The 20,880-nt window shown below is 66.5% G+C and carries 21 protein-coding genes and 1 pseudogene; 9 read left to right on the top strand and 13 right to left on the bottom strand.

Annotated elements, in window-relative coordinates; all coding sequences use genetic code 11:
• The 4 genes from AC4BCK_RS02610 to AC4BCK_RS02595 are packed head-to-tail and all read right to left on the bottom strand — an operon-like array spanning position 1 to position 5,496.
• Positions 1–1,866 (bottom strand): IucA/IucC family protein, encoded by a 1,866-nt coding sequence (locus tag AC4BCK_RS02610; RefSeq protein WP_400602653.1) that lies wholly within the window; start codon positions 1,864–1,866, stop codon positions 1–3.
• Positions 1,863–2,456, bottom strand: a complete 594-nt coding sequence (locus tag AC4BCK_RS02605; RefSeq protein WP_490566553.1) for a GNAT family N-acetyltransferase — start codon at positions 2,454–2,456, stop codon at positions 1,863–1,865. The genes AC4BCK_RS02610 and AC4BCK_RS02605 overlap by 4 nt, the downstream gene beginning before the upstream one ends.
• On the bottom strand, positions 2,453–3,898 hold the full coding sequence (locus AC4BCK_RS02600; protein WP_490566552.1) for a lysine N(6)-hydroxylase/L-ornithine N(5)-oxygenase family protein: 1,446 nt from the start codon (positions 3,896–3,898) through the stop codon (positions 2,453–2,455). The genes AC4BCK_RS02605 and AC4BCK_RS02600 overlap by 4 nt, the downstream gene beginning before the upstream one ends.
• Complete coding sequence (locus tag AC4BCK_RS02595) at positions 3,895–5,496, bottom strand: pyridoxal phosphate-dependent decarboxylase family protein (protein WP_400584273.1); 1,602 nt, start codon at positions 5,494–5,496, stop codon at positions 3,895–3,897. The genes AC4BCK_RS02600 and AC4BCK_RS02595 overlap by 4 nt, the downstream gene beginning before the upstream one ends.
• Positions 5,497–5,776: 280 nt before the next feature.
• Here AC4BCK_RS02595 and AC4BCK_RS02590 point away from each other — a divergent pair, with 280 nt between their 5' ends.
• Positions 5,777–6,121: a hypothetical protein gene (locus AC4BCK_RS02590; protein WP_400602867.1), complete on the top strand. Its 345-nt coding sequence runs from the start codon at positions 5,777–5,779 to the stop codon at positions 6,119–6,121.
• 194 nt (positions 6,122–6,315) lie between these two features.
• Complete coding sequence (locus AC4BCK_RS02585; RefSeq protein ID WP_174180568.1) at positions 6,316–6,627, top strand: hypothetical protein; 312 nt, start codon at positions 6,316–6,318, stop codon at positions 6,625–6,627.
• A gap of 88 nt (positions 6,628–6,715) precedes the next feature.
• Here AC4BCK_RS02585 and AC4BCK_RS02580 read toward each other — a convergent pair whose 3' ends face one another.
• From AC4BCK_RS02580 to AC4BCK_RS02550, 7 genes are all read right to left on the bottom strand, one after another.
• Positions 6,716–7,045, bottom strand: coding sequence for a GNAT family N-acetyltransferase (locus tag AC4BCK_RS02580; RefSeq protein ID WP_174180570.1), 330 nt, complete (start codon positions 7,043–7,045; stop codon positions 6,716–6,718).
• Positions 7,046–7,065: 20 nt separating this feature from the next.
• Positions 7,066–8,397 (bottom strand): acyltransferase family protein, encoded by a 1,332-nt coding sequence (locus AC4BCK_RS02575; protein ID WP_251425915.1) that lies wholly within the window; start codon positions 8,395–8,397, stop codon positions 7,066–7,068.
• 92 nt (positions 8,398–8,489) lie between these two features.
• Complete coding sequence (locus AC4BCK_RS02570; protein WP_174180572.1) at positions 8,490–8,894, bottom strand: DUF1304 domain-containing protein; 405 nt, start codon at positions 8,892–8,894, stop codon at positions 8,490–8,492.
• Positions 8,895–8,993: 99 nt separating this feature from the next.
• A complete protein-coding gene (locus tag AC4BCK_RS02565) occupies positions 8,994–9,845 on the bottom strand; it encodes a class II fructose-bisphosphate aldolase (RefSeq protein WP_364319024.1) in 852 nt (283 codons plus the stop codon).
• Entirely contained in the window at positions 9,845–11,263 is a 1,419-nt protein-coding gene (locus tag AC4BCK_RS02560) for a GntP family transporter (protein WP_174180576.1), read from the bottom strand. Before AC4BCK_RS02560 ends, AC4BCK_RS02565 begins: the two co-directional genes overlap by 1 nt.
• A gap of 138 nt (positions 11,264–11,401) precedes the next feature.
• A complete protein-coding gene (locus AC4BCK_RS02555) occupies positions 11,402–12,301 on the bottom strand; it encodes an NAD(P)-dependent oxidoreductase (RefSeq protein WP_490566551.1) in 900 nt (299 codons plus the stop codon).
• A gap of 44 nt (positions 12,302–12,345) precedes the next feature.
• Entirely contained in the window at positions 12,346–13,821 is a 1,476-nt protein-coding gene (locus AC4BCK_RS02550; RefSeq protein WP_490566550.1) for a four-carbon acid sugar kinase family protein, read from the bottom strand.
• Positions 13,822–13,992: 171 nt separating this feature from the next.
• Here AC4BCK_RS02550 and AC4BCK_RS02545 point away from each other — a divergent pair, with 171 nt between their 5' ends.
• Together AC4BCK_RS02545 and AC4BCK_RS02540 are read left to right on the top strand one after the other, a co-directional pair.
• Positions 13,993–14,697 (top strand): FadR/GntR family transcriptional regulator, encoded by a 705-nt coding sequence (locus AC4BCK_RS02545; RefSeq protein ID WP_363939889.1) that lies wholly within the window; start codon positions 13,993–13,995, stop codon positions 14,695–14,697.
• Between the two features lie 169 nt (positions 14,698–14,866).
• On the top strand, positions 14,867–15,076 hold the full coding sequence (locus AC4BCK_RS02540; protein ID WP_066273346.1) for a dodecin: 210 nt from the start codon (positions 14,867–14,869) through the stop codon (positions 15,074–15,076).
• A gap of 82 nt (positions 15,077–15,158) precedes the next feature.
• On the opposite strand, the gene AC4BCK_RS02535 is transcribed toward AC4BCK_RS02540, so the two are convergent.
• Entirely contained in the window at positions 15,159–15,374 is a 216-nt protein-coding gene (locus tag AC4BCK_RS02535) for a hypothetical protein (protein WP_251425886.1), read from the bottom strand.
• 127 nt (positions 15,375–15,501) lie between these two features.
• The gene (locus tag AC4BCK_RS02530; RefSeq protein WP_251425887.1) at positions 15,502–16,395 is read right to left on the bottom strand and encodes a helix-turn-helix domain-containing protein; all 894 of its coding nucleotides are present in this window, start codon (positions 16,393–16,395) and stop codon (positions 15,502–15,504) included.
• Positions 16,396–16,593: 198 nt separating this feature from the next.
• Between AC4BCK_RS02530 and AC4BCK_RS02525 the strand changes: the two genes are divergently transcribed.
• The 5 genes and pseudogenes from AC4BCK_RS02525 (at position 16,594) to AC4BCK_RS02505 (ending at position 20,779) form a co-directional block, all read left to right on the top strand.
• On the top strand, positions 16,594–17,415 hold the full coding sequence (locus AC4BCK_RS02525) for an aldo/keto reductase (protein WP_400576674.1): 822 nt from the start codon (positions 16,594–16,596) through the stop codon (positions 17,413–17,415).
• Positions 17,416–17,451: 36 nt separating this feature from the next.
• Positions 17,452–18,423 carry an aldo/keto reductase gene (locus tag AC4BCK_RS02520; RefSeq protein WP_174180608.1) on the top strand — a complete coding sequence of 324 codons (972 nt, stop codon included), beginning with the start codon at positions 17,452–17,454 and terminating at the stop codon, positions 18,421–18,423.
• A pseudogene (locus AC4BCK_RS02515) lies at positions 18,417–19,447 on the top strand (NAD-dependent epimerase/dehydratase family protein). The gene AC4BCK_RS02520 and the pseudogene AC4BCK_RS02515 overlap by 7 nt, the downstream one beginning before the upstream one ends.
• 100 nt (positions 19,448–19,547) lie before the next feature.
• Complete coding sequence (locus AC4BCK_RS02510; RefSeq protein WP_490566549.1) at positions 19,548–20,381, top strand: aldo/keto reductase; 834 nt, start codon at positions 19,548–19,550, stop codon at positions 20,379–20,381.
• A gap of 131 nt (positions 20,382–20,512) precedes the next feature.
• Complete coding sequence (locus AC4BCK_RS02505; RefSeq protein ID WP_174180614.1) at positions 20,513–20,779, top strand: GlsB/YeaQ/YmgE family stress response membrane protein; 267 nt, start codon at positions 20,513–20,515, stop codon at positions 20,777–20,779.
• The last annotated feature ends 101 nt before the right edge of the window (positions 20,780–20,880 follow it).

Here is a 20,880-nt window from a genome sequence, read left to right as displayed (position 1 = left end):
CTAGCCAGATCCCTCCTCCGTGGCCTGCGCTGCGCGGAACCTGGCAAGGGGGTTGGCCAGCCGGCCGGCCATCTGGAGTCCCCCGGAGGGGTCGGTGAGGTCCAGCATCTGCTGGTTGTTGCGCAGTTGGAGCCGGTTCAGGCAGGACAGCTCGAAGTCCGCCGCGAAAAGGTCATGGCGGGCGAACTGGGCTGCGAGCTCGGGATGCTGGGCCTGGTAGTCCTTGATGGCCTCCGCGGCCGTCCGCCAGAAGCCCTCCTGGGCCAGGATGCCCTCCTCTTCAAACAGGGCGGCCAGGAAGCGGAAGATGCAGTCGAAGATGTCCGTGAAGATGGCCAGGACCTTCTCGCCGTCGGGGATGTCCGCCTTGATGCGCGAGACGTCCCCGGGGAGGTCCACCCTCTCCCCCATCACCACGATCTCCTCGGCAATGTCCTTCATGATTGCCCTGACGGGGACGCCGTCCTCCAGCACCAGGATCACGTTCTCGCCGTGCGGCATGAAGGCCAGTTCGTACCGGTAGAGGCAGTGGACCAGCGGGACGAGGTAGGCCTCGAAGTAGCGCCGCAGCCACTCCTCGGGGCGGAGGCCGGAACGCTCCACCAGGGCTGCCACCATGGGCGTGCCGGCGGAATCGGTGTGCAGGAGCGAGGCCATGGTGGCCAGTTGCTGCCCGTCCGCCAGCAGCGGCAGCGGGCTTTCGCGCCAGAGTGCGGAGAGCATCTTGCGGTAGGGGGACCCGGGCGCGGACCCTGCCTCGTAGTACCCGTTGTGGTAGCCGATCGCTGCCACCTCGGCGATCATGGTGAAGCCACGCCGCTGCAGCGCGCCGTCCGCCTCGATCAGGTTCCGCAGCCAGCCGTTGATGGCGGGCGTGGCTTTCATGTACTGCGGCGACAGGCCCCGCATGAAGCCCATGTTGAGCACGGACATGGCGGTCTTGACGTAGGTCCGCTCCGGCGCAGTGACATTGAAGAACGTGCGGATGGACTGCTGTGCCTGGTAGCTGTCCGACCCGGTTCCCACATGCACAATGCGCTGCCGGGCAATCTCCGCGGCGAAGGTGACAGCCAGTTTGTTCTCCCACTGCCATGGGTGGACCGGCATCAGGAAGTAGAGGTCCGGGTCCAGGCCCAGCGCGTGGAGCCGGGCGTGGAAGGTGCCCAGGAGGGGGCCCAGTTCGGCGTCCAGGTGGGCCCGGTAGTCCAGCCCTTCGGCGGCGGTGAAGACGGCGCTGCTCCGGTGCACGGCGATCCATTCCAGCAGGACCGGGGCGCCGGTTTCCGGGGCGAAGGCGTGGTAGTCGCTGATGCCGAAGCCCAGGCGCCCGTTGTTGGCGACGAAGCACGGGTGGCCTTCCGTCATGCTGCGCTCGATGGCCTGGAAGTCAGCCGCCGGGTTCTGTCCGCCGGTGATGCCGGCCGCCAGCCCGGCCGACGACGGCTGGCCGGCCCATTGCCTGTACGCATGGCTTGCCAGCGTGCTGCTGATCTCCTCCAGGTAGACGGGCAGCATCTGGATGTTGATGCCAAGGGTTTCATGGAACGCCGTGACGAACTCCAGCACGTCCAGCGGCGCCTCGGTGCCGTCCCGGAAATACCTGATGGAATCAGCGTCGATGGACCAGTGTTCGAGTTCCAGGAGCCGGGCGTCGAAGTGGTACTGGTGCGTGCCGTCGCCGCTGGCCAGACGGTAGCTGCCGCTTCCGTTCACCGGTTCGGGGGCCAGGATCCGTTCGTGCGAAAACTCGGCGAGCGCCTTGCGCAACAGGTGCCGGTTCGCCCTGGCCCAGGCCTCTGCCGTGAGGTGCGGGACGGGGGCGGCGGGCTGGCCGGCGGTGGTGGATTGTTCGAGCTGGATGGTCACAGTGATGCTCCCTGGGGGATAAGCGGGCGGGACGGCATGGCGGGAAGGGCGGTGCGGGCGGGCAGGGCGGTGCAGGCGGCGAGGTAGTCGGACCGGCAGCAGAAGCTCAACAGCGCTTCCTTGTCCGGGAGGGTCACCACACCCGCGGGCTGGAAGCCCAGCCGCTCGTTGAGGACATGGATTTTTGTGTTCCGCGCATCCGGTTCCACCACGATGCGCTCCACCCCGGGCACGCTGAACAGGCGGCCCAGCACAGCATCCATCACCGCTGCGGTGTAGCCGGGCTCAGGACCTTCCGACGGCGGCGCCACCAGCAGGTGCATGCCCACGTCACCGGGCAGGACAGGATAAACGGCTGCCAGCGGCGAGTAGGCCGGCTGGTATTCCTCCATTAGGAAGGCGGGAGTGCCGCCGTCGAGCCCCAGCAGGGCGTGGTGGTGGCCGCTTGACTGGATCTTTGCGTACTCCCGGGCCACGTCTTCAACGGTGGCGGAGAGCATGCCCCAAAACGTGGCGTAGGGCCGGGTCACCCAGCTGTGCAGGAGTGCGGCATCGGTTGCGGGATCGAGGCAGCGGAACGAGAACCTCATGCCGGCATCCCCGCCCCGATGCCAGCGGCTGCGGTGCCGTAAACTGCGGTGCCGGAAACTGCGGTGCTCCCGGGCCGGCTGGGGGGCCGTCCCCCGCCGCGGGCGGCCGGGTCCGCGGGTGCCCCGAACTGCTGGAAGGCGATGCTCTCCTCCACCGGGTATACCTCCCGGCCGGTGATTTCCCGCAGGATGCAGGAGTTGCGGTACGCGCCCATGCCCAGGTCCGGGGTGACGAAGCCGTGGGTGTGCAGTTCGGCGTTCTGGACGAAGATTTCCCCGGGCTGGACGCCGGTGCTGTAGTTCCGGTCCACTGCGAACCTGCCGGCACCGTCCCGGGCGATGCGGTCCCGCACGCCTGCCAGGAATCCCGGCTCCCGGTAGCTGTAGCCCGTGGCGAGCACCACGGCGTCGGTGTCCAGGGTGTAGGAGCTGCCCTGTTCGTCGTGCCTCAGGTGCAGCGTGTGGTTTCCTGCCGCGGGGTTCCACTGGGCGGCGGCCAGGGACGAATGGGTCAGCAGCCGCGTATCCACCATGCCGGAGATGCTCCTGGTGTAGAGAAGGTCGTAGATGGCGTCGATCAGCTCCGAGTTGATGCCCTTGTAGAGGTTCTTCTGGGTCTTGTTCAGGTGGTCGCGCTGGTGCTCCGGCAGGCCGTGGAAGTAGTCGACATATTCCGGGGACGTCATTTCCAGGGTCAGCTTGGTGTACTCCAGGGGAAAGAACCGGCCGGAGCGGGTGACCCAGTCCAACCGGTAGCCGTGGGCGTCCGCCTCCTGCAAAAGGTCATAGTAGATCTCCGCCGCGCTCTGGCCGCTGCCCAGGACGGTGATGCTGCGTTTCCCCTGCAGTTCCGACTTGCGGGCCAGATAGTCGGCGTTGTGGAAAGCCACTCCCCCGCTGCCGGCGGCAGCCTCCGCGATGATGCCTGCGGCGGCCTCCGGTACGTAGGGGGTGGTGCCGGTGCCCAGCACCAGCCGCCGCGCGTACAGCACCTCCGGCCCGTCCGGACCGGACACGGACAGCCGGTACACGCCGTCGTCGTACGCCACATCCAGCACAGCCGTGCCGAAGCGGACGGCGGGCAGCTGCCCGGCCACCCACTGGCAGTACTGGTTGTATTCGGCCCGGAGCGGGTAGAAATTTTCGCGGATGTAGAAGCGGTACAGCCGCCCCGTCTGCTTGAGGAAGTTCAGGAAGGAGTAGGGCGAGGTGGGGTCCGCGAGGGTCACCAAATCCGCCATGAAGGGGACCTGCAGATGGGCCGGTTCCAGCATCATGCCGGGGTGCCACTCAAAGGAGTCCCGCTGTTCCAGGAAGATGCCGTCCAGGCCTTCCACCGGTGCGGCCAGTGCCGCGAGGCCCAGGTTGAAGGGCCCGACGCCGATCGCCGCGAAGTCGAGGATCCTGCCGTTGGCTGCCTTCCGGTTGTCGGCGGTGCTCATGCGGATACCCCGCCCTTCAGGAGTCCTGCGCCGGTGGTGCGGAGGAGGCCGATGATTCCGGCGATGTCTTCCAGCGTGGCTTCGGCGTTGAGCAGGGTGAATTTCAGGTAGTGGCGGCCGCCCACCTTTGTTCCCGCCACAACAGCTTCTCCGGAGGCGAAGACGGCGGCGCGGATGGCCGGGTTGAGGGCGTCAGCAGCGTCCTCGGACAGCCGCTCCCCGCTGTCCAGGCGCGGCCGGTAGCGGAACACGAGGGTGCTGAGCTGCGGCGGTGCGGCCAGGTCAAAGTCATCGTCAGCAGCGAGCAGCGAGCCCACGCGGGCGGCCAGGTCGATGGCTTCGTCAAACAGGGCGCCAATGGCGTCCGCTCCCATGATCCGCAGGGTGAGCCACAGTTTGAGGGCGTCGAACCGGCGGGTGGTCTGGATGCTTTTGTCCACCTGGTTGGGGATCTCGGCCAGGGCTGCGCTTTCCGGGTTCAGGTAATCCGCGTAGTAGGTGATGTGGCGCAGCATGGCACGGTCCCGGACGAGCAGTGCGCTGGAGCTGACCGGCTGGAAGAAGGTTTTGTGGAAGTCCACCGTGACCGAGTCCGCCAGCCGTGTTCCGTCCAGGAGACGGCGGTATCGGCCGGATACCATCAGCCCGCCCCCGTAGGCGGCGTCGATGTGGAACCACGCACCGTAGGCCCGGGCCAGGGCGGCGGTTTCCGCGAGCGGGTCCACCGCGCCGAAGTCCGTGGTTCCCGCGGTGGCCACCACCGCCATCGGAACAAGGCCGGCGCCGCGTGCGTCCGCCATGGCCTCGGCGAGGGCGGCAGGATCCATCCGGTGGTCGGGCGTGCACCGGATGGCGATGACGGCGTCGAACCCCAGGCCCAGCATGGAGGCCGACTTTTGGATGCTGAAGTGGCTGTCCTCCGAGGTGAAGATCCGCAGGGTGTCCAGCAGCGCCGGCAGGCGGAGGCCGGCGCGTGCCGGGTCCTGCCGGAGGCCGGCCACTGCATGGTTGCGCGCGATCAGCAGCGCCTGGAGGTTGGACTGGCTGCCGCCGGAGGTGAAGATGCCGTCCGCGCTGCCGCCAAGGTGCAGCCGTTCGGCCGACCAGTCGATGAGCCGCCGCTCGATCATGGTGGCGCCGGCACTTTGGTCCCACGTGTCCAGGGAGGAATTCACGGCCGACAGGACAGCCTCCCCCACCAGGGCCGGGATGACCACGGGGCAGTTCAGGTGGGCCGCGTACTTGGGATCGTGGAAGTAGACGGCATCGCGCAGGTACACGTCCTCGAGTTCCTGCAGCGCGGCCGCCGTGTCCGGCAGAGGGGTGTCAAGGTCCACGGCGCCCACCCGCGCCTTCATGCCGGCGGGATCGACGCCGGTGAACGGCCGGGCGGTCCGCTCCAGTTTGGTGGCCACGGCAGTGACGCCCTGCAGGACCTGGGCGACATAGCGCGTCGCATTGCGGGCGTTCAGGAGGTGGTTCGTGGCGCCCAGGGCCAGTTCAACGCGGGAGCCGAAATCGTGGCCAGGGGCCAGGGTAGCCGGCCCTGCCGCCGGGTTGGCTGGCTTATCCAGATCTGTCTCGTCAAGGCGGGGCATCAGCGGCACTGGTCGTCCTTCTCTCGGGAATCACGGAAAATCACAAAGGACAGCCTTACTTAGGCCACCCTTTTAATCAAACTTTTGTGATGTATTTCCCGAAACAGTGTCCATTCCGCCAAATTGCACCGCAGGAGCCGTCATTGACTGGCGGCGGGCGGTCTGACTGCTGCACAATCCCCCGCGCCGGTCCGGGCGTATGACAAGACGGGCATGACCCGACGGGCCTAGGGTTGGCACTGGGCGGCCGGACCGGGCTGCGCGGCAACCAGGGGGAAACGTGGAACAGGGACCAGCGGGCGCGATCGGATTCAGGGAAGTGGACAGCGGCGGGAACCCCGTCCGCAGCGAAGCCACCGCTGCGGGGGATGAAGACTACGGCAGGGGCCGCAGCCTGGCCGTCAATCCCTTCATTGCTGCCCTGTGGATCCTCACCATCACCCTCATCAGCGGCGGCGCCTGGGTGTTCCTCAACGCGAACTCCATGGTGGGACCCTCCGCGGGAGGCATGCCGACATCTTTCCTCGTTTTCACCTTTGCCCCCTACGCGATTTTCGCCGGACTCGCGGCGCTGGTCTGCCTGCTGTTCTGGCATGCACTGCAGTGGCAGCGCCGGCGTCGCTAAAAGGCATCCGTAACCGCTGGACCCCGCCAGCCCCGGGGCCGGCAAGCGGCGGAAAGGTGCGCTGGAGCACCGGCGGATTTGCCCGGGCATTAGTAAGCATGCTTAGGTGTTGGGGTAAATGAACCTCCGCAAGCAGTTCGCGGCGGGGCTGCCAACGCCGGCAGTTCCGTGAAGAAGCCCAAGGATGACCCATCATGACCACCGTTGCAGACCACCAGCTTACGGCGCCCGACGTAACCGGCGTACGGGCAGAAACCCTGCTGGACGCCACCCCGCCCGCGGACATGGGGCTGCTTCTGACACTGAGTTCCCGCATGCATTGCCGCGCTCCGATGCAGCGGGTGGATCCGGAAGAACTGCCTGTCCGGCTGCCCGTCCACGTGGATGGAACCACGGTGGGCCCGGTGGGCACCGGCCCGGTGTCCGAGCACGTGGAGACCTACCGGTGCGCGTGTGGTTTCACCATCGACGCACCCGTCCTCAGCGGGCACGCCCTGGCCAGCTGAGGGCTGCCGCAGGACGCCGCGGCAGGATTGCTTGCCCGCACGTCCGGTGCGGGCGCCTGCTTGGCAGGCTGCCCGTGCAGTCCGCGGGTCAGCTGTCCGGCCAGTCAACGAACTGTTCATACCCTTCATGCTTCCGTAAATAGGCTGCGATGAAGGGGCAATGGGGAATGATCCTTTTGCCGGTGGCCACAACATCGTCGAGCGCGAAGTGGGCCAGCACCTTCCCCAGGCCCTGGCCTTCAAAGCCCTCCGTGGTTTCCGTGTGGCTGAAGTCGATGTGGCCGGGCTTGTCCGTGAAGAAGGACTGGACAGCCAGTTTCCCGTCCACCCGCAGCTCATACCGGTGCTCTGCATCATTGCGTGCCAGTGAAACGTCAGGGCTGAACTGGTCTTCGGTGGACGTCATGTTCTCGGTCATGGTTCGACACTGGCACTACTTCACTCCGCTGGCAATGCCTCTTCCCCTGCCGTCATTTCCTGGCCGTTGGGCCGTCCGCGCCGGAACGGGAGCCGCACTCCGCGCAGGAACGCCAGCGCCGCCAGGAAGCACACGGCCGCGGCCCCCAGCAGTCCAAGCGTCAGCCCGTTGACGGCGGCGGCTGCTGCCGGGATAAAGACTACCACTGCCGCGCCCGCCACCTGGAAGGCGGGCCGGCGGCGGAAGCGGGGCGGCGCCGTCGGACGTTCCTCGAGGCGTCCAAACGCCGCAACGGCGGGCACCAGCAGGACAACCAGCGCCAGCAGGACCAAGGGCCGCGACCACCACCACTCCGCGCTTCCGGAGGCAGGCATCGGGACGGGGGTGAGAAGGAGCAGGCCCGACATTCCCGCCAGGAGGGGAAGATGCCACAGATAGACGGTCAGCGAGCGTCCGCCGGCCACGCGGAGCACCGTACGAACCCAGCCGAGGGAACAGAGGGGGGCCAACGCGGGCCGTGCCAGTTCGAGCAGGGCCACCTGCGAAACGCCCAGGAGGAAAAGGGTGAGGTTGGGCGGATTGAGGTTCACCAGCATGTTGACCGGGTACAGCCCCAGGGCCGTCAGGAGGCCCAGCAGGAGATGCGCCGTGAGCACCAGCGCCAGCAGCCGTGAGCGGGAAATCCTGGCGAAGCGGCCGTCCGCAGCAAGGAAGCCCAGCTGTTGGACGGCGCACCAGAGAAACACCAGGTTGGCGTAGGCGAGCAGCGGCAGTGTGGCCCGCAGGCAGTCGACAGCCACCACCAGGGCTGTCAGGCTCCCGATGGCCAGCCAGGGACCGCGGGCGTGGAAAGCAGCCAGGACCGGGATGGCCAGCTGCGCGGCGAGGTAGGCGGCAAGGAACCAGAGCGGCATCGCCGCGCCGGCCGCCATCAGCTGCACCACCTGGGGGTGCACCCCAAGCCGTCCGGCCATCCAGAATCCAAGGAACATGGCTGCCAGCAGGACAGCGGCCGGACGCACCAGGCGGAGGAGCCGTGCGTGGAGGAAGTCAGCGGCAGTGCCGCCCTGGCATCTGAGCCGCTGCCAGGACTGCAGGCCGGTGGCCCCGCCGGCCACGAAGAACAGCGGCATGACCATAAAAACCCAGATGACGGGCTCGAACCAGTCCTGGTTCCCCAACGTGTTTTCGGAGGTCACCGTCCCGTCCGCGTGCAGCACAGGGCTGACCATCATGGTATGCCCCATCACCACCAGCGCCAGGCAGCTGAACCGGACAAGGTCCAGGACCTCGTCACGGCCGCCTGCCGGACCGGCGTACGGGTCTGGCCCCTGCTCCTTCGCTCCGCCCACGTTGCATCCCTTTGCGGTACTGCCGGTTACAGCTCCATTGTGCGCCTGCCCGTGGCGCAGGTTAAGGAGCGGTCAGGGAGGGCCAGCCGTGGCTAGACAGCGAGTGCGGCGGCACCCAGCACGACGGCGAGCAGCGGCGTGGCCCCCTGGGTTGCGGCAGCGCGGAGGTACTTCCTGCCAGTCAGGGCCAGGACAAGCGCAGCCAGCAGCATGGAACCGCAGCAGCTGAAGACCAGCGTCCAGCCTGCGGTTGCAAGGACCTGGTCCTCCGGTGCCAGCGCCACGAACCCTGCCCCCACGAAAGCTCCCACCGCCAGGAACAAGTTGTAGAAACCCTGGTTATAGGCAAGCGGCCTGGTGGTCTCCGCGTCCGCCTGGGTGGCCACACCGAAGCGCTTCCAGGTGGCAGGCCTGGTCCAGGTGACGGACTCCATGGTGAAGATATAGACGTGGAGCGCACCAGCCAGGAGGGCAAAAAAGAGGGAGGCCAGGATCATGGGATTGATCCTAGCCTCCCCTTCCGGGAGCTTTTGTCCACCGATGCAGACCCCAGGCGGGTCCAACCCTGCACAACTGGACAAGAAATCGAGTGAACGTCAGCGGGTGAGCGTTGCCAGCGTTTGGGCGGCGAAGGTGCGGGCCGAGCTGTTCCAGTGGCCCAGGAGCCCCTGGAGGTTTTCACCGTCGGACCGGTGCCCCGGCAGCTGGTCCTGCAGCGTGGCCAGCACCCCGGTGCGGAGCTCGGTGTTGAAGTTGACCTTGCCAACATTCATGGCGGCTGCCTTCACCAGCTCCTCCGCGGGAATCCCCGAGGCACCATGCAGCACCAGCGGAATATGCGTCCGCACAGCGATGTCCTGCAGGACGTCCCAGCGCAGCTGCGGCTCCCCCTTGTACTTGCCGTGCACATTCCCCACCGCCACGGCGAGCAGTTCCGCGCCGGTCCGGGACACAAAGTCCTCCACCAGCGCCGAATCCGTCAGGCCGGCCACGGCCACACCGGACTGGTCTGCACCAAAGGCGCGGTCCTCGTCTCCGGCGAGGCCGCCAAGCTCGGCCTCAAGCACAACATCCGGGCCCAGGAGCGACCGGGCACCACGGACCAGCGCGATGTTGTCCTCGTACGGCAGCGCGGAACCGTCGGCGAGGACGGAATCCGCCCCTGCCGCGGCGGCGTCGGCCATCACCTGAAGGTCCGTTGCGTGGTCAAGCTGCACGGCCACAGGCACGGATGCGGCATCAGCGAGGCCCCGGAGGGCTCCTATGAGGCGCAGTCCGTTGGGCGTGGCGGCAGTCTTGGGAGCCACCAGCAGGATGGCGCCGCGGCCCGCCTCCTCCGCTGCGGCCACCACTGCCATGGCCGTGGTGAAGTCGTAGCAGGTGAAGGCCGGGACGGCGGAGCCGTGCTGGAGGGCCGAGGTCACCAGGTGGTCGAGTCGGGTGCGCATCAGACGCCCAGGCCTCCCACGAGGACCCACACCAGGAAGGTCAGCGCGAACCCGGCCAGGCCCAGGATGGTGGTGAGCACGGTCCAGGTCTTCAGTCCGTCAGCCACGGACAGCCCCAGGTACCGGGTGACGATCCAGAAACCGGAGTCATTGACGTGGCTGAGTCCGAAGGCGCCGAACCCGATCGCAACCAGGATGAGGGCCGTCTGGATGGGTGAGAACCCGCCGTCGGCAACGGATGCTGCCAGCAGGCCGGAGGTGGTGATGATGGCAACGGTGGCGGAACCCTGGGAAGCGCGCAGGATGGCGGCGAGGATGAACGCCATCACGATGACCGGAAGGCCTGCAGTCTGCAGCCCTTCGGCGAGGGCCTTGCCGATGCCGGAGACAGTGAGGACTTTGCCGAAGACGCCGCCCGCACCGGTGACCAGGATGACGATGGCGGTGGGAGCCAGGGCTGAGTCCATGACTTCGCCGGTGTGCTGGGAGGACCAGCCGCGGCGGATTCCCAGGAAGTAGTACGCCAGGCCCAGGGCGGTGAGCAGGGCGATCAGCGGGGCGCCAACAAAGGCGGCCAGCTGGGCGGGGAAGGAGTCCTTGGGCAGGATGACCGCGCCTACGGTGCCAACCATGATCATCAGGATGGGCAGGACGATGAGCGTGATGATCATGGCCGGGCTGGGGGCCGTCTTCACCTGGTTCCTGACAGCCACGGAGGAGGTCCCCTGCGCGGCTTCCTGTTCAACCTGGGACGTGCCGGTGCCAAAGAGGCGGAACTGCTCGGCGGTGGCGGGAAGCATGGGGAAGTCGCGGCGGTTCAGCCTGCGGGCAACGAAGTAGCCCAGGACGCCCACGGGAATGCAGAGTACGAGGCCGAGGATGGTGGTCCAGCCGATATCCGCGCCGAGGATGCCGGCGCCGCCCACAACGCCGGGGTGCGGAGGGACAACAACGTGGATGGCGAGCATGATGGCGCCCACCGGAAGGCCGATCTTGACGGGGTTGACGCCGGCGGCCTTTGCGAAGCCGTAGATGATGGGGATCAGGATGATGAATCCGACGTCGAAGAAGACGGGGATGGCCAGCAGGAAGGCTGCGGCCGTCAACGCGGCGATGACCCGGCGGGGGCCGAGCAGCTGCGTGAACTTGCCGGCCAGCGACTGTGCGCCGCCGGAAATTTCGATCATCTTGCCGAGCATGGCGCCGAGGCCGACCAAAATGGCCACGGACCCGAGGGTTCCGCCCATGCCTTCGGTGACCGTTTTGATGACGTCCGGCAGCGGAATGCCCGCCACCAGGGCAACAGCGACGCTGACCACCAGAAGGGCGAGGAAGGCGGGGATTTTGAACTTGATGACGGCCACAAGCAACAGGGCGACGCCCGCCGCTGCTATGGCCAGGAGAGCTAGTGCGCTCATCGTGTGTCTCCTTTGACATCGCCAGTCAAGACTAGCGAGCTGGTTTTTCGAGGGGAATGCTGGGGAACGGCAGGGAGGGAGGGTGCGACGGCGGCGGAGGGGGACCGCCGCCGTCGCACGTTTGGGGGGAAGGCGGGGCTACTTTGTGCGCTTGGTGGGTGCGACGACCTTGATGACGGCGGAGTCGTCGGCAGCGGCGAGGCCCTGGGCTTGGCCCAAGAGGTAGAGCTGTTCGGCGGCGGCGGCTACCGGGGCTGCCAGGCCCGCGGCGCGGGTGGCCTTGCCCACGATGCCCATGTCCTTGACGAAGATGTCCAGGCGGGACAGGACCTCGGCGCCTTCCTCGGTGTACGCCTCAAGGATGCGCGGGCCGCGGTTGGAGAGCATGAACGAACCCGCGGCGCCGGCCTCGAGCGCGGCGAGGGTCTTGGCCTGGTCCAGTCCCAGCGCGTCGGCGAGGGCCATGGCTTCTGCGGCCGCGGCGATGTGGACGCCGCAGAGCAGCTGGTTGACGGTCTTGAGGGCCTGTCCGTCGCCGGGATTGTCGCCCACCACGGTCAGGGTGGAGGCCAGCAGTTCCAGCGCGGGGGCCGCTTTTGCGCGGGCTTCCGGGGAAGCGCCGACGACGATCAGCAGGTCGCCTTCGCCGGCGCGCTTGGGGCCGCCGGACAACGGTGCGTCAACAAGCTCGACGCCGTATTCGGCCAGCTTGGCGACCGTTGCGGGGATGGCTTCGGTGCCGACGGTGCTGCCGAGGATGACGACGGCGCCCGGCTCCAGCACCGAGGCCACGCCGCCCTGGCCGAACAGGACGTCGTTGAGCTGCTCGCCGTTGCGGACGGCCAGGAGGACGGCGTCGGCGCCCTTGGCGGCCTCGCGGGCGGTGGCGAAGGTTGCGATGCCGGCCTCTTCGGCGAGCTTCAGGCGGGGTTCGGCGATGTCGAAGCCGTGGACGGTCAGCTGGGACGCCAGGCGGGTGGCCATGGGCAGGCCCATGGCGCCGAGGCCCAGGACCGTGACGGTGTAGTTGCTGGTCATGGTGTTCTCCATTGAATGTGTGCGGGATCTGTAGCGGGTGGGGACTAGAAGGTGCTGCTGAGCTTGCGGGTCACGTCGGCGAGGGACTGGTCATCGCCCACGTTGCCGGCGAAGACGATGTACGGGATGCCCTTGGCGGGGCCATCCACGGGCTCCCAAAGGGAGACGATGCCCGGCAGCATGGGGCCGCGGACAATGGCGTGGCGGATCTCAAGGCCGTGGGCGGCCACGTCCGAGGAGGTGATGCCGCCCTTGGCGATGACGAACCGGGGCGGGAAGGTCTTCAGTGTCCGGTTGACCACGGCGACGACGGCGGCGGAAACCGTGCGGGCGATCCGCAGGCTTTCGGCGGGGTCGTCTGCCTTGATCAGCAGGCGGCTGGTGTGGACGATGACGTCGCCGCCGCGGAGGGCTTCGACGACGGTGTCCACGGTCCGGTCCAGGTGCGCTTCGGCGTCACTGGGGGCTCCGAGCAGCTTTTCGACGTCGATCTCCACGATCCGGGCGGCGCTGTGCTGGTCGGTGAGTGCCTTGAGCTGGCGCGTGGTGACTCCCACGTGGGATCCGACGACGATCAGGCCCCCCGCCTCGGAGGGGGTGTTGCCTGCGTAGGCCTCGGCGCCGCTGAGTTCGGTGCGGATCTCCTGGCCGATCCGGGCACGCCCGAACGGGGGGCCCACCCGGTAGAGGAGCTTCTTGCCGCGCCGTTCGGCTTCTTCGAGGCCCAGGGACAGGGCGCGAAGGTCGTTTTCGGTGACGATGTCCGCCACGATGGGGGTGGAACCGGTGGCCGGTTCGATGGCGTCGGCGATGGCATTGGCAGTGGCCTGCGGATCGGTGGAGGCGCGGATGATGTTGAGGTCCAGGACGATCACCGAGCCGGCGCCGAAGCGGCCCTGCGACTTCTCTTCAACGTAGTCGGCCATGACGGAGGTGCTGAACCCGAAGGTGGCGTCCTTGGCGAATTCCGTCTCGGACACGGGGGTGAGTGTGCCGGTCTCCGCTCCTGTGCCGCGCATGTAGTGGACTCCGCCGATGGTGACGCGCCCGGCGTCGGGAAAGGCTGGGACCAGGACCACGCCGTCGGTCTTTTCTTCGCTGACGTCCGCAACCGTTGCGGCAATGACGTCCGGCTCCAGGGGGTAGTGGCCGCGGAGGGTGGAATCGCTGCGGCTGACGAACCCGAGGCGCAGTTCCTGGGGGGACCCTGCGGCTGCGAGGGCGTTGCGGACCACTTCCTCATTGCGGGCGGCGGCCTCGGCAGGGTCCAGGCTGCGGGTGTTCGTGAGGACATAGACGGCAGGCTTGGACTGGCTGAAGGCCCAGATGAAGTCCGCTACTTCCCACTGGGTGAGCACGGGCAAATCCGAAACTGACTGGGTTCCGGTGGGGTCGTCGTCGAGGACTACCAGGACCCGCGGGGTTTCCGCATTGGAGGCGGCCAGGGTGCTGGCCACCAGGTCGGCGGGAATCCGGACCTCGGCCGGGTAGGCGGCCAGAACGTCTGCTTCAAGCGTCACAGTGCACTCCATTGTGTATGAATACGTTGTACGAATCCGGCGCGGCGGATCCCGGTGGAAAGGTAACTGTAAGATGTCTGACATCTTGCATTTCGTTTAGTGTGGCACACGACATACAGACGCGCAAGTAGACTTGTCCGACATATGCAGTGAAGGATCAACGGGGGCACAATGGCGAGGCAATCACTGGTGGGACAGGTGGCGGATGAGCTACTGGACCGCATCATCACCGGTGAGTTCCCGCCCGGCGCCACGGTGCCGGGCGAACACGAACTGAGTGCCAGGCACGAGGTCAGCAGGATGACGGTGCGCGAAGCCATGAAAACACTGCAGGCCCAGCGGATCCTCAGTGTTGAACGCGGCCGCGGCACGTTCGTTAACCCCCTGAACCGCTGGGCGTCGCTAGAGGCGGTCTTGCGTGCTGCGTCGGAGGGAAAGAACGAGGCGGAGACCTCGGTCCAGCTCATCGAGCTCCGGCGGATGCTGGAAACAGGTGCCTGCGAACTGGCTGCCGGGCGGATCCGCGATGAGGATATCCAGGCTCTCTACAGCCACGTGGACAGCATGCGCGCCGCCCACGAGGTCAACAATGTTGCCGCCTTTGTGGAAGCGGACCTGGCATTCCACGACCTGATCCTGCATGCCTCCGAGAACGTTTTTGTGTCCGTCCTGTTCGAACCGCTGCACCAGGTGCTGCAGAAGCGCCGCACCCAGACGTCCGCGGTCCGGGAAATCCAGGAGCACGCAATCGGGCACCACCAGAAAATCGCCGAGGCGCTGGAATCCCGTGACCCTGCGCGGTCCCGGGAGGCCATGGATAACCACATGCAGCAGACGCTGGACGACCTCAAGAACCTGGTGCTCGAGGCGAAGTAGGCCGGCTTTCCCCTGGGATCAGGGCGTCACCGCGCCGGCGGGGCGGTGACGGCCTCCCCGGCACCAGCCACGGAACATCCGGATAAGGCTGGTCAACGTTCTCGGAGTCCTACTAGTCTTCAAGAACGGCCCGCAACCGGGAGCCCCAAGGCGATCACTAGGAGCGAAGTTGTCCAACCACACGTACAGCATTTCTGAAATTGTCGGCACGTCGGACCAGGGTGTGGACGAGGCCGTCCGCAATGGCATCGCGAAGGCCTCACAGACCCTCCGCAACCTGGACTGGTTCGAGGTGAAGGAAATCCGGGGCCACCTTGAAGAGGGCAAGATCGCTGACTGGCAGGTCACCATGAAGATCGGCTTCCGCCTCGAAGAATAACGGCCCGAACCCAAACTGGCCCGCACCTAACGTCGAAAAACCCCGATTCGGGGACGTCGGGTGCGGGCCAGTTTGGGTTCAACTAGTTCGCCGAGACGGTACCGGCTGAGCGCCGGCGCCAGACTGTTGGAACGCCGTCGAAGGCTGGGAACACGTGGCCTTCGAAGAAGGACAGGACGGTGTGCGGATCATGGTCCGGACTCCAGAGACCGGACACCGGGCAGTGCGAGCCTGTGGCCGTGGAAGGGGCGCCGGCCGTGGCGCTCCTGCGTTCCTTGAGCAGTGCGATGCGTTTCATCGTTGAGACCATCCTTGGGTGGAGAAAGCGTGTAGCTCCAGCCTAGGAAGCGCGCAGTTCTTCCCCAATGGGCTCGTGGCCAGAATCACCCGCTTCAACTGGCCAAAAGCACAATGTTCCCGGGTCTCTACTCCCGGTTCTCGGCAACCGCCGGAGCGGCGTCGCGGACTGCTGCCTCCGGTCCAGCGGCCCCCAGGCTCCCCAGCAACGCAAGGGCATCGGCCGACGGCGAGCCAGCCTTGGCGGAATACACCCGGAGCGTCTGGTCGGGATCGTCCGGGAAAGCCAGGTTCTCAAAGTTCAGTTCCAGGTCCCCGACGGCGGGATGATGCAGCCGAACGCTCCCCGCCGACCTCGTGGCCACCCGGTGTCCTGCCCACCACTGCCGGAAGTGCTCGCTGTGTACCGCCAGTTCGCCCACCAGCTGGTTGGCCTGGGCGTCGTTGGGATGCCGGCCGACGTCCACCCGCAAGGCGCCTGCCGCCTCTGCCGCAACAGTTTTCCAGTCCCGGAAAAGCTCCCGGGCCCCGGGATCAAGAATGAGCCAGCGGGTCAGGTTCCGTTCCGCTGCTGGAAGAGCGGGAAAGTCAGTGAACAGCAGGAAGGCCATCCGGTTTCCGGCAAGGACATCACTGCGCCGCCCGAGCACCATGGCCGGCACGTCCCCCACCGCTTCCAGGAGCTGGCGAAGTGCCGGGCGGACACCCTGGGCGGCCGCGACGCTGGACCGGGCGGACCCGGCGCAGTTCTCCAGCAGGTCCAGCATGTGCGCGTGCTCGCCGGTATCCAGCCTGAGGGCGCGCGACACTGCATCCAGGACAGTGCGTGAAGGGTGGATGTTCCGCCCTTGCTCAAGGCGGACGTAGTAGTCCGTGCTGACTCCGGCCAGGCGGGCGACTTCCTCGCGGCGCAAGCCGGGAACCCTGCGGGCGCCGGATGCCGGCCCCGCACCAGCATCCTCGGGGCTCAGGCGGGACCGCATGGCTTTGAGGAATTTTCCGAACTCGGCGCTTTGACCCATGCAGACCATTGTGCCCGGCACGGTGGTTCTGTTCTACAACGAAGGTAGGACTGGCAGTCCTAGGAAAAACAGAATCAGGCACTCCTGCTGACTTACCGGCCAAAAGTGCATAGGCTCAGGAGGGAGCCAGCGGAAACCGCTTTCTTCCTGTCGAGTCCGCGGCACCCCATTACCGCACCAGCGCACCAAGGAGCCCCCATGTCAGAGCTGACACTGAACAACGGCGTCACCATCCCCCAGCTTGGCCTCGGCGTTTTCCAGGTCCCGCCCGAAGACACGCAGCGGATTGTGGAGGACGCCTTCGAGGCCGGCTACCGCCACATCGACACCGCCGCCGGGTACCGCAACGAGGCCGGAGTGGGCGCGGCGATTGCAGCCACGGGGATTCCGCGCGAGGACATCTTCGTCACCACCAAGCTCCGGAACGGCGAACAGGGCCGGGCGCAGGAAGCCTTCCAGAACAGCCGCAAAGCACTGGGGCTGGACTTCGTTGACCTCTACCTGATCCATTGGCCGGTCCCCTCCCAAGGGCTCTACGTCCAGGCCTGGAAAGAGATGGAGCGGCTATACGAGAACAAGCAGATCCGCGCCATCGGCGTCTCCAACTTCCTGGCCGAACACCTGGACAACCTGCTGGAGTCCGCGGAGATCGTCCCCGCCGTCAACCAGATCGAGCTCCACCCCAGCTACCAGCAGGCGGCCCTTGCAGCCAAGTGCCGCGACCTGGGCATCGGCGTCGAGGCCTACAGCCCTCTCGGCCAGGGCGGCGACCTCAACGGAAACGCCGTCACGTCCATCGCCGACGCCCACAACGCCACCACGGCCCAGGTGGTGCTCGCCTGGCACCTGGCAACAGGCAACATCGTGATCCCCAAGTCCGTGGACCCGGGACGCATGCGGGAGAACTTCGCCGCATGCTCCCTGAAGCTCACGGAGGACGAACTTTCCGCCATCACCGCCCTGGAGTCCGGCGCCAGGATCGGGTCAGACCCCGCCGTCGCCGCCTTCACCCAGCTGTAGACCAGCGCCCCGGACCCGTCCCCGAAAGGACAACCCATGCAGTACACCCATCTTGGCCGCTCCGGCCTCACAGTCTCCCGCCTCTGCCTCGGCACCATGAACTTCGGCCCGCAGACGGAAGAAGCGGATGCCCACTCCATCATGGATTCGGCACATGAGCAGGGCATCAACTTCTTCGACACCGCCAACGTCTACGGTGGCGCCGGCCACCGCGGCTGGACGGAAGAGATCATTGGCCGCTGGTTCGCGAAGGGCGGCGAGCGCCGGGAACACACGGTGCTGGCCACCAAGCTGTACGGCACCATGACGGACCGCCCCAACGAATCCAAGCTCTCCGCCCTGAACATCCGCCGGGCCCTGGACGCCAGCCTGAAGCGCCTGCAGACCGACTACATCGACGTCTACCAGTTCCACCACATCGACCGAGACACCCCGTGGGACGAAATCTGGCAGGCCATCGAGGTCGCCGTCCAGCAGGGCAAGATCCTGTACTCCGGCAGCAGCAACTTCGCCGGCTGGCACATCGCCCAGGCGCAGGAGGCGGCCCGCCGCCGTAACTACACCGGCCTGGTCAGCGAGCAGTCCATCTACAACCTCTTCATGCGCCAGGTGGAGCTGGAGGTCATTCCGGCCGCACAGCAGTACGGGCTGGGCCTCATCCCCTGGTCCCCTCTGCAGGGCGGGCTCCTGGGCGGGGTACTGAAGAAGGAGCGCGACGGCGTCCGGCGCACCGAGGGCCGTGCGGCGGAGACCCTCAAGAAGCACCAGGACCAGATCCGCCAGTACGAGGACTTCGCGGATGAGCTCGGCCACGAGCCCGGCGACGTTGCCCTTGCCTGGCTCCTGCACCAGCCTGCCGTCACGGCCCCCATCGTGGGACCGCGGACCCAGGAACAGCTCGACGCTGCCGTGCGCGCCCTCGACGTCACCCTTGACGCCGACGCCCTCAAGCGGCTGGATGACATCTTCCCGGGGCACCGCACGGCGCCGGAAGACTACGCGTGGTGAACCCACTCACCCCTGACGCCGACACTGTGGCGCCGAGAAACATCCTTTTCATCGGCGGCGCACCGGAGTCATCAGCGCGGCGGCGGCAGAACGGGCCGTCGCACTGGGACACCGGCTCACCATCCTCAACCGGGGCCGGTCCACAAGGCCGGTCCCGGATGGGGCGGAAATTCTCACGGCCGATGTCCGGGACGCGTCCGCGGTCCGTGCGGTGCTCGCCGGGCGCGAGTTCGACGCCGTCGCTGACTTTATTACCTTTACGGCAGACCAGGCGCAGGCCAGCCTGGATCTATTCGCCGGCCGCACCGGGCAGTACGTGTTCATCAGCTCCGCGTCCGCCTACCAGAAGCCGCCCACCAGGCTGCCGATTCTTGAGTCCACGCCGCTGAAGAATCCGTTCTGGCAGTACTCCCGGGACAAGATTGCCTGCGAGGAACTGTTCTACAAGGCATATCGCGAGCAGGACTTCCCGCTGACCGCGGTCCGCCCTTCGCACACCTATGACCGCACCAAGATCGCCATGGTGGGCGGCTGGACTGATATCCACCGGATGCGCTCGGGGCTGCCGGTCATGGTGCACGGCGACGGGACATCCCTGTGGACCCTGACCCACAGCCAGGACTTTGCCAAGGCCTTCGTGGGGCTGCTGGGCCGGCCGCAGGCGGTGGGCGAAAGCTACACCATCACCTCGGATGAGTACCTGCCGTGGAACCAGATCTACCAGCTGTTCGCGCTGGCCGCGGGCGTTCCGGAGCCGGAGCTGGTCCATGTGTGTTCGGAAACCATCGCCGCCCACAGCGCCGAACTCGGCGCTAACCTCCTGGGCGACCGCTCACACTCCGTGGTCTTCGACAACACCAAGATCAAGTCCCTGGTCCCCGGCTACCACGCCACCATCCCGTTCGCCGACGGCGCCCGCCAAATCGTTCAGTGGTTTGACGCGAACCCCCGGCTGCAGACCGTGGACCAGGACTACATGGCACTCAGCGACCGGCTCATCGCGTGGGTGCGCAGTGGCGCCTGAGGGCGTGCCGTCCTGCCGGCGTGTCCCTCCAGTACAACGCCGACAATATTCTTAGGGCGTCCAAGGGCTGGGACATGCAAATCCGGGAGAGACTGTTCCAATGACACGTGCACCGCTGATCACACTCAATGATGGCCACTCCATCCCGCAGGTGGGCCTTGGCACCTGGCCGCTGGATGATGACCAGGCGGCCACCGCCGTCGTACAAGCCCTTGAAGCCGGATACCGGCACATCGACACGGCCGTGAAGTATGGCAATGAGCAGGGCGTGGGCAACGGCATCCGGGCCAGCGGCGTTGACCGCGATGAGCTCTTCATCACCACCAAGCTGGACGGCCAGTTCCAGGGCAACGACAGGGCGATGGAAGGACTGGAGGGATCGCTGGAGCGGCTGGGGCTGGAGTACGTGGACCTGCTGCTGATCCACTGGCCCCTGCCGGCGCGGGACGAGTACATCTCCACCTGGAGGACCTTTGAACGCCTCCAATCGGAGGGGAAAGTGCGCTCCACCGGGGTCTCCAACTTCAAGCCCTCCCACCTGGAGCGGCTGATGGCTGAAACGGACATTGTTCCCGCCCTCAACCAGATCCAACTGTCCCCGGCAATAACGCGCGCTGCCGAGCGGGAATTCCATGAAAAGCACGGCATCGTCACGGAGTCCTACAGCCCGTTGGGCGGCTCCGGGGCGGGCCTGCTCGGCGCGCCCATCCTCTCCCAGCTCGGCGAAAAGCACGGTAAAACGCCCGGCCAACTGGTCCTTCGGTGGCACGTTCAGCACGGAATTGTAACGATTCCGAAAACAGCCAATCCGGAGCGTATGAGGGAAAACCTGGATATCTTCGATTTCGCCCTGGATCCGCAGGATCTAGCGGAATTGGCTATCCTCGACGAAGGGCCCGGCGCGGGCAACGATTCCGACGTTACGGGGCACTAAACGGCCCTGAAATGGGCTTTTCTTCAATCCGGGGTTGGCAAATAGATAGTAAGCATGATTACTATTGAGGCAGAAGGATGAAGTGCCCCCGGGATCCGGAGGCCTCCTTTACTTAGGAAGAGGAACAAAAAATGGGATTCATTGCATTTCTAATTCTCGGCCTTATTGCTGGCGCGATCGCTAAGGCGATCCTCCCGGGCCGTCAGGGCGGCGGCTGGATCATCACCCTGGTCCTGGGCGTCGTTGGAGCACTCCTCGGCGGCTGGATCGGCGGAATGATCTTCGGCAGCGGACTGCAGGAGTTCTTCTCGCTGCAGACCTGGCTGCTGGCCATCGGCGGCGCACTTATCGTGCTGCTGGTATACGGCATGATCACCAAGCGTGGCGCACGCAGCTAACTGCCGCGCCAGCCAGGAAAGCCGGCCTGGGGACAACATCCCCAGGCCGGCTTTTCCATCTCCCGGTCTCTCTGGCCGGAACTGAATCTTTTCAGGGAGCA

It is taken from the genome of Pseudarthrobacter sp. As-47 (assembly GCF_058215595.1).
This window is presented reverse-complemented; position numbering and strand designations above follow the sequence as displayed.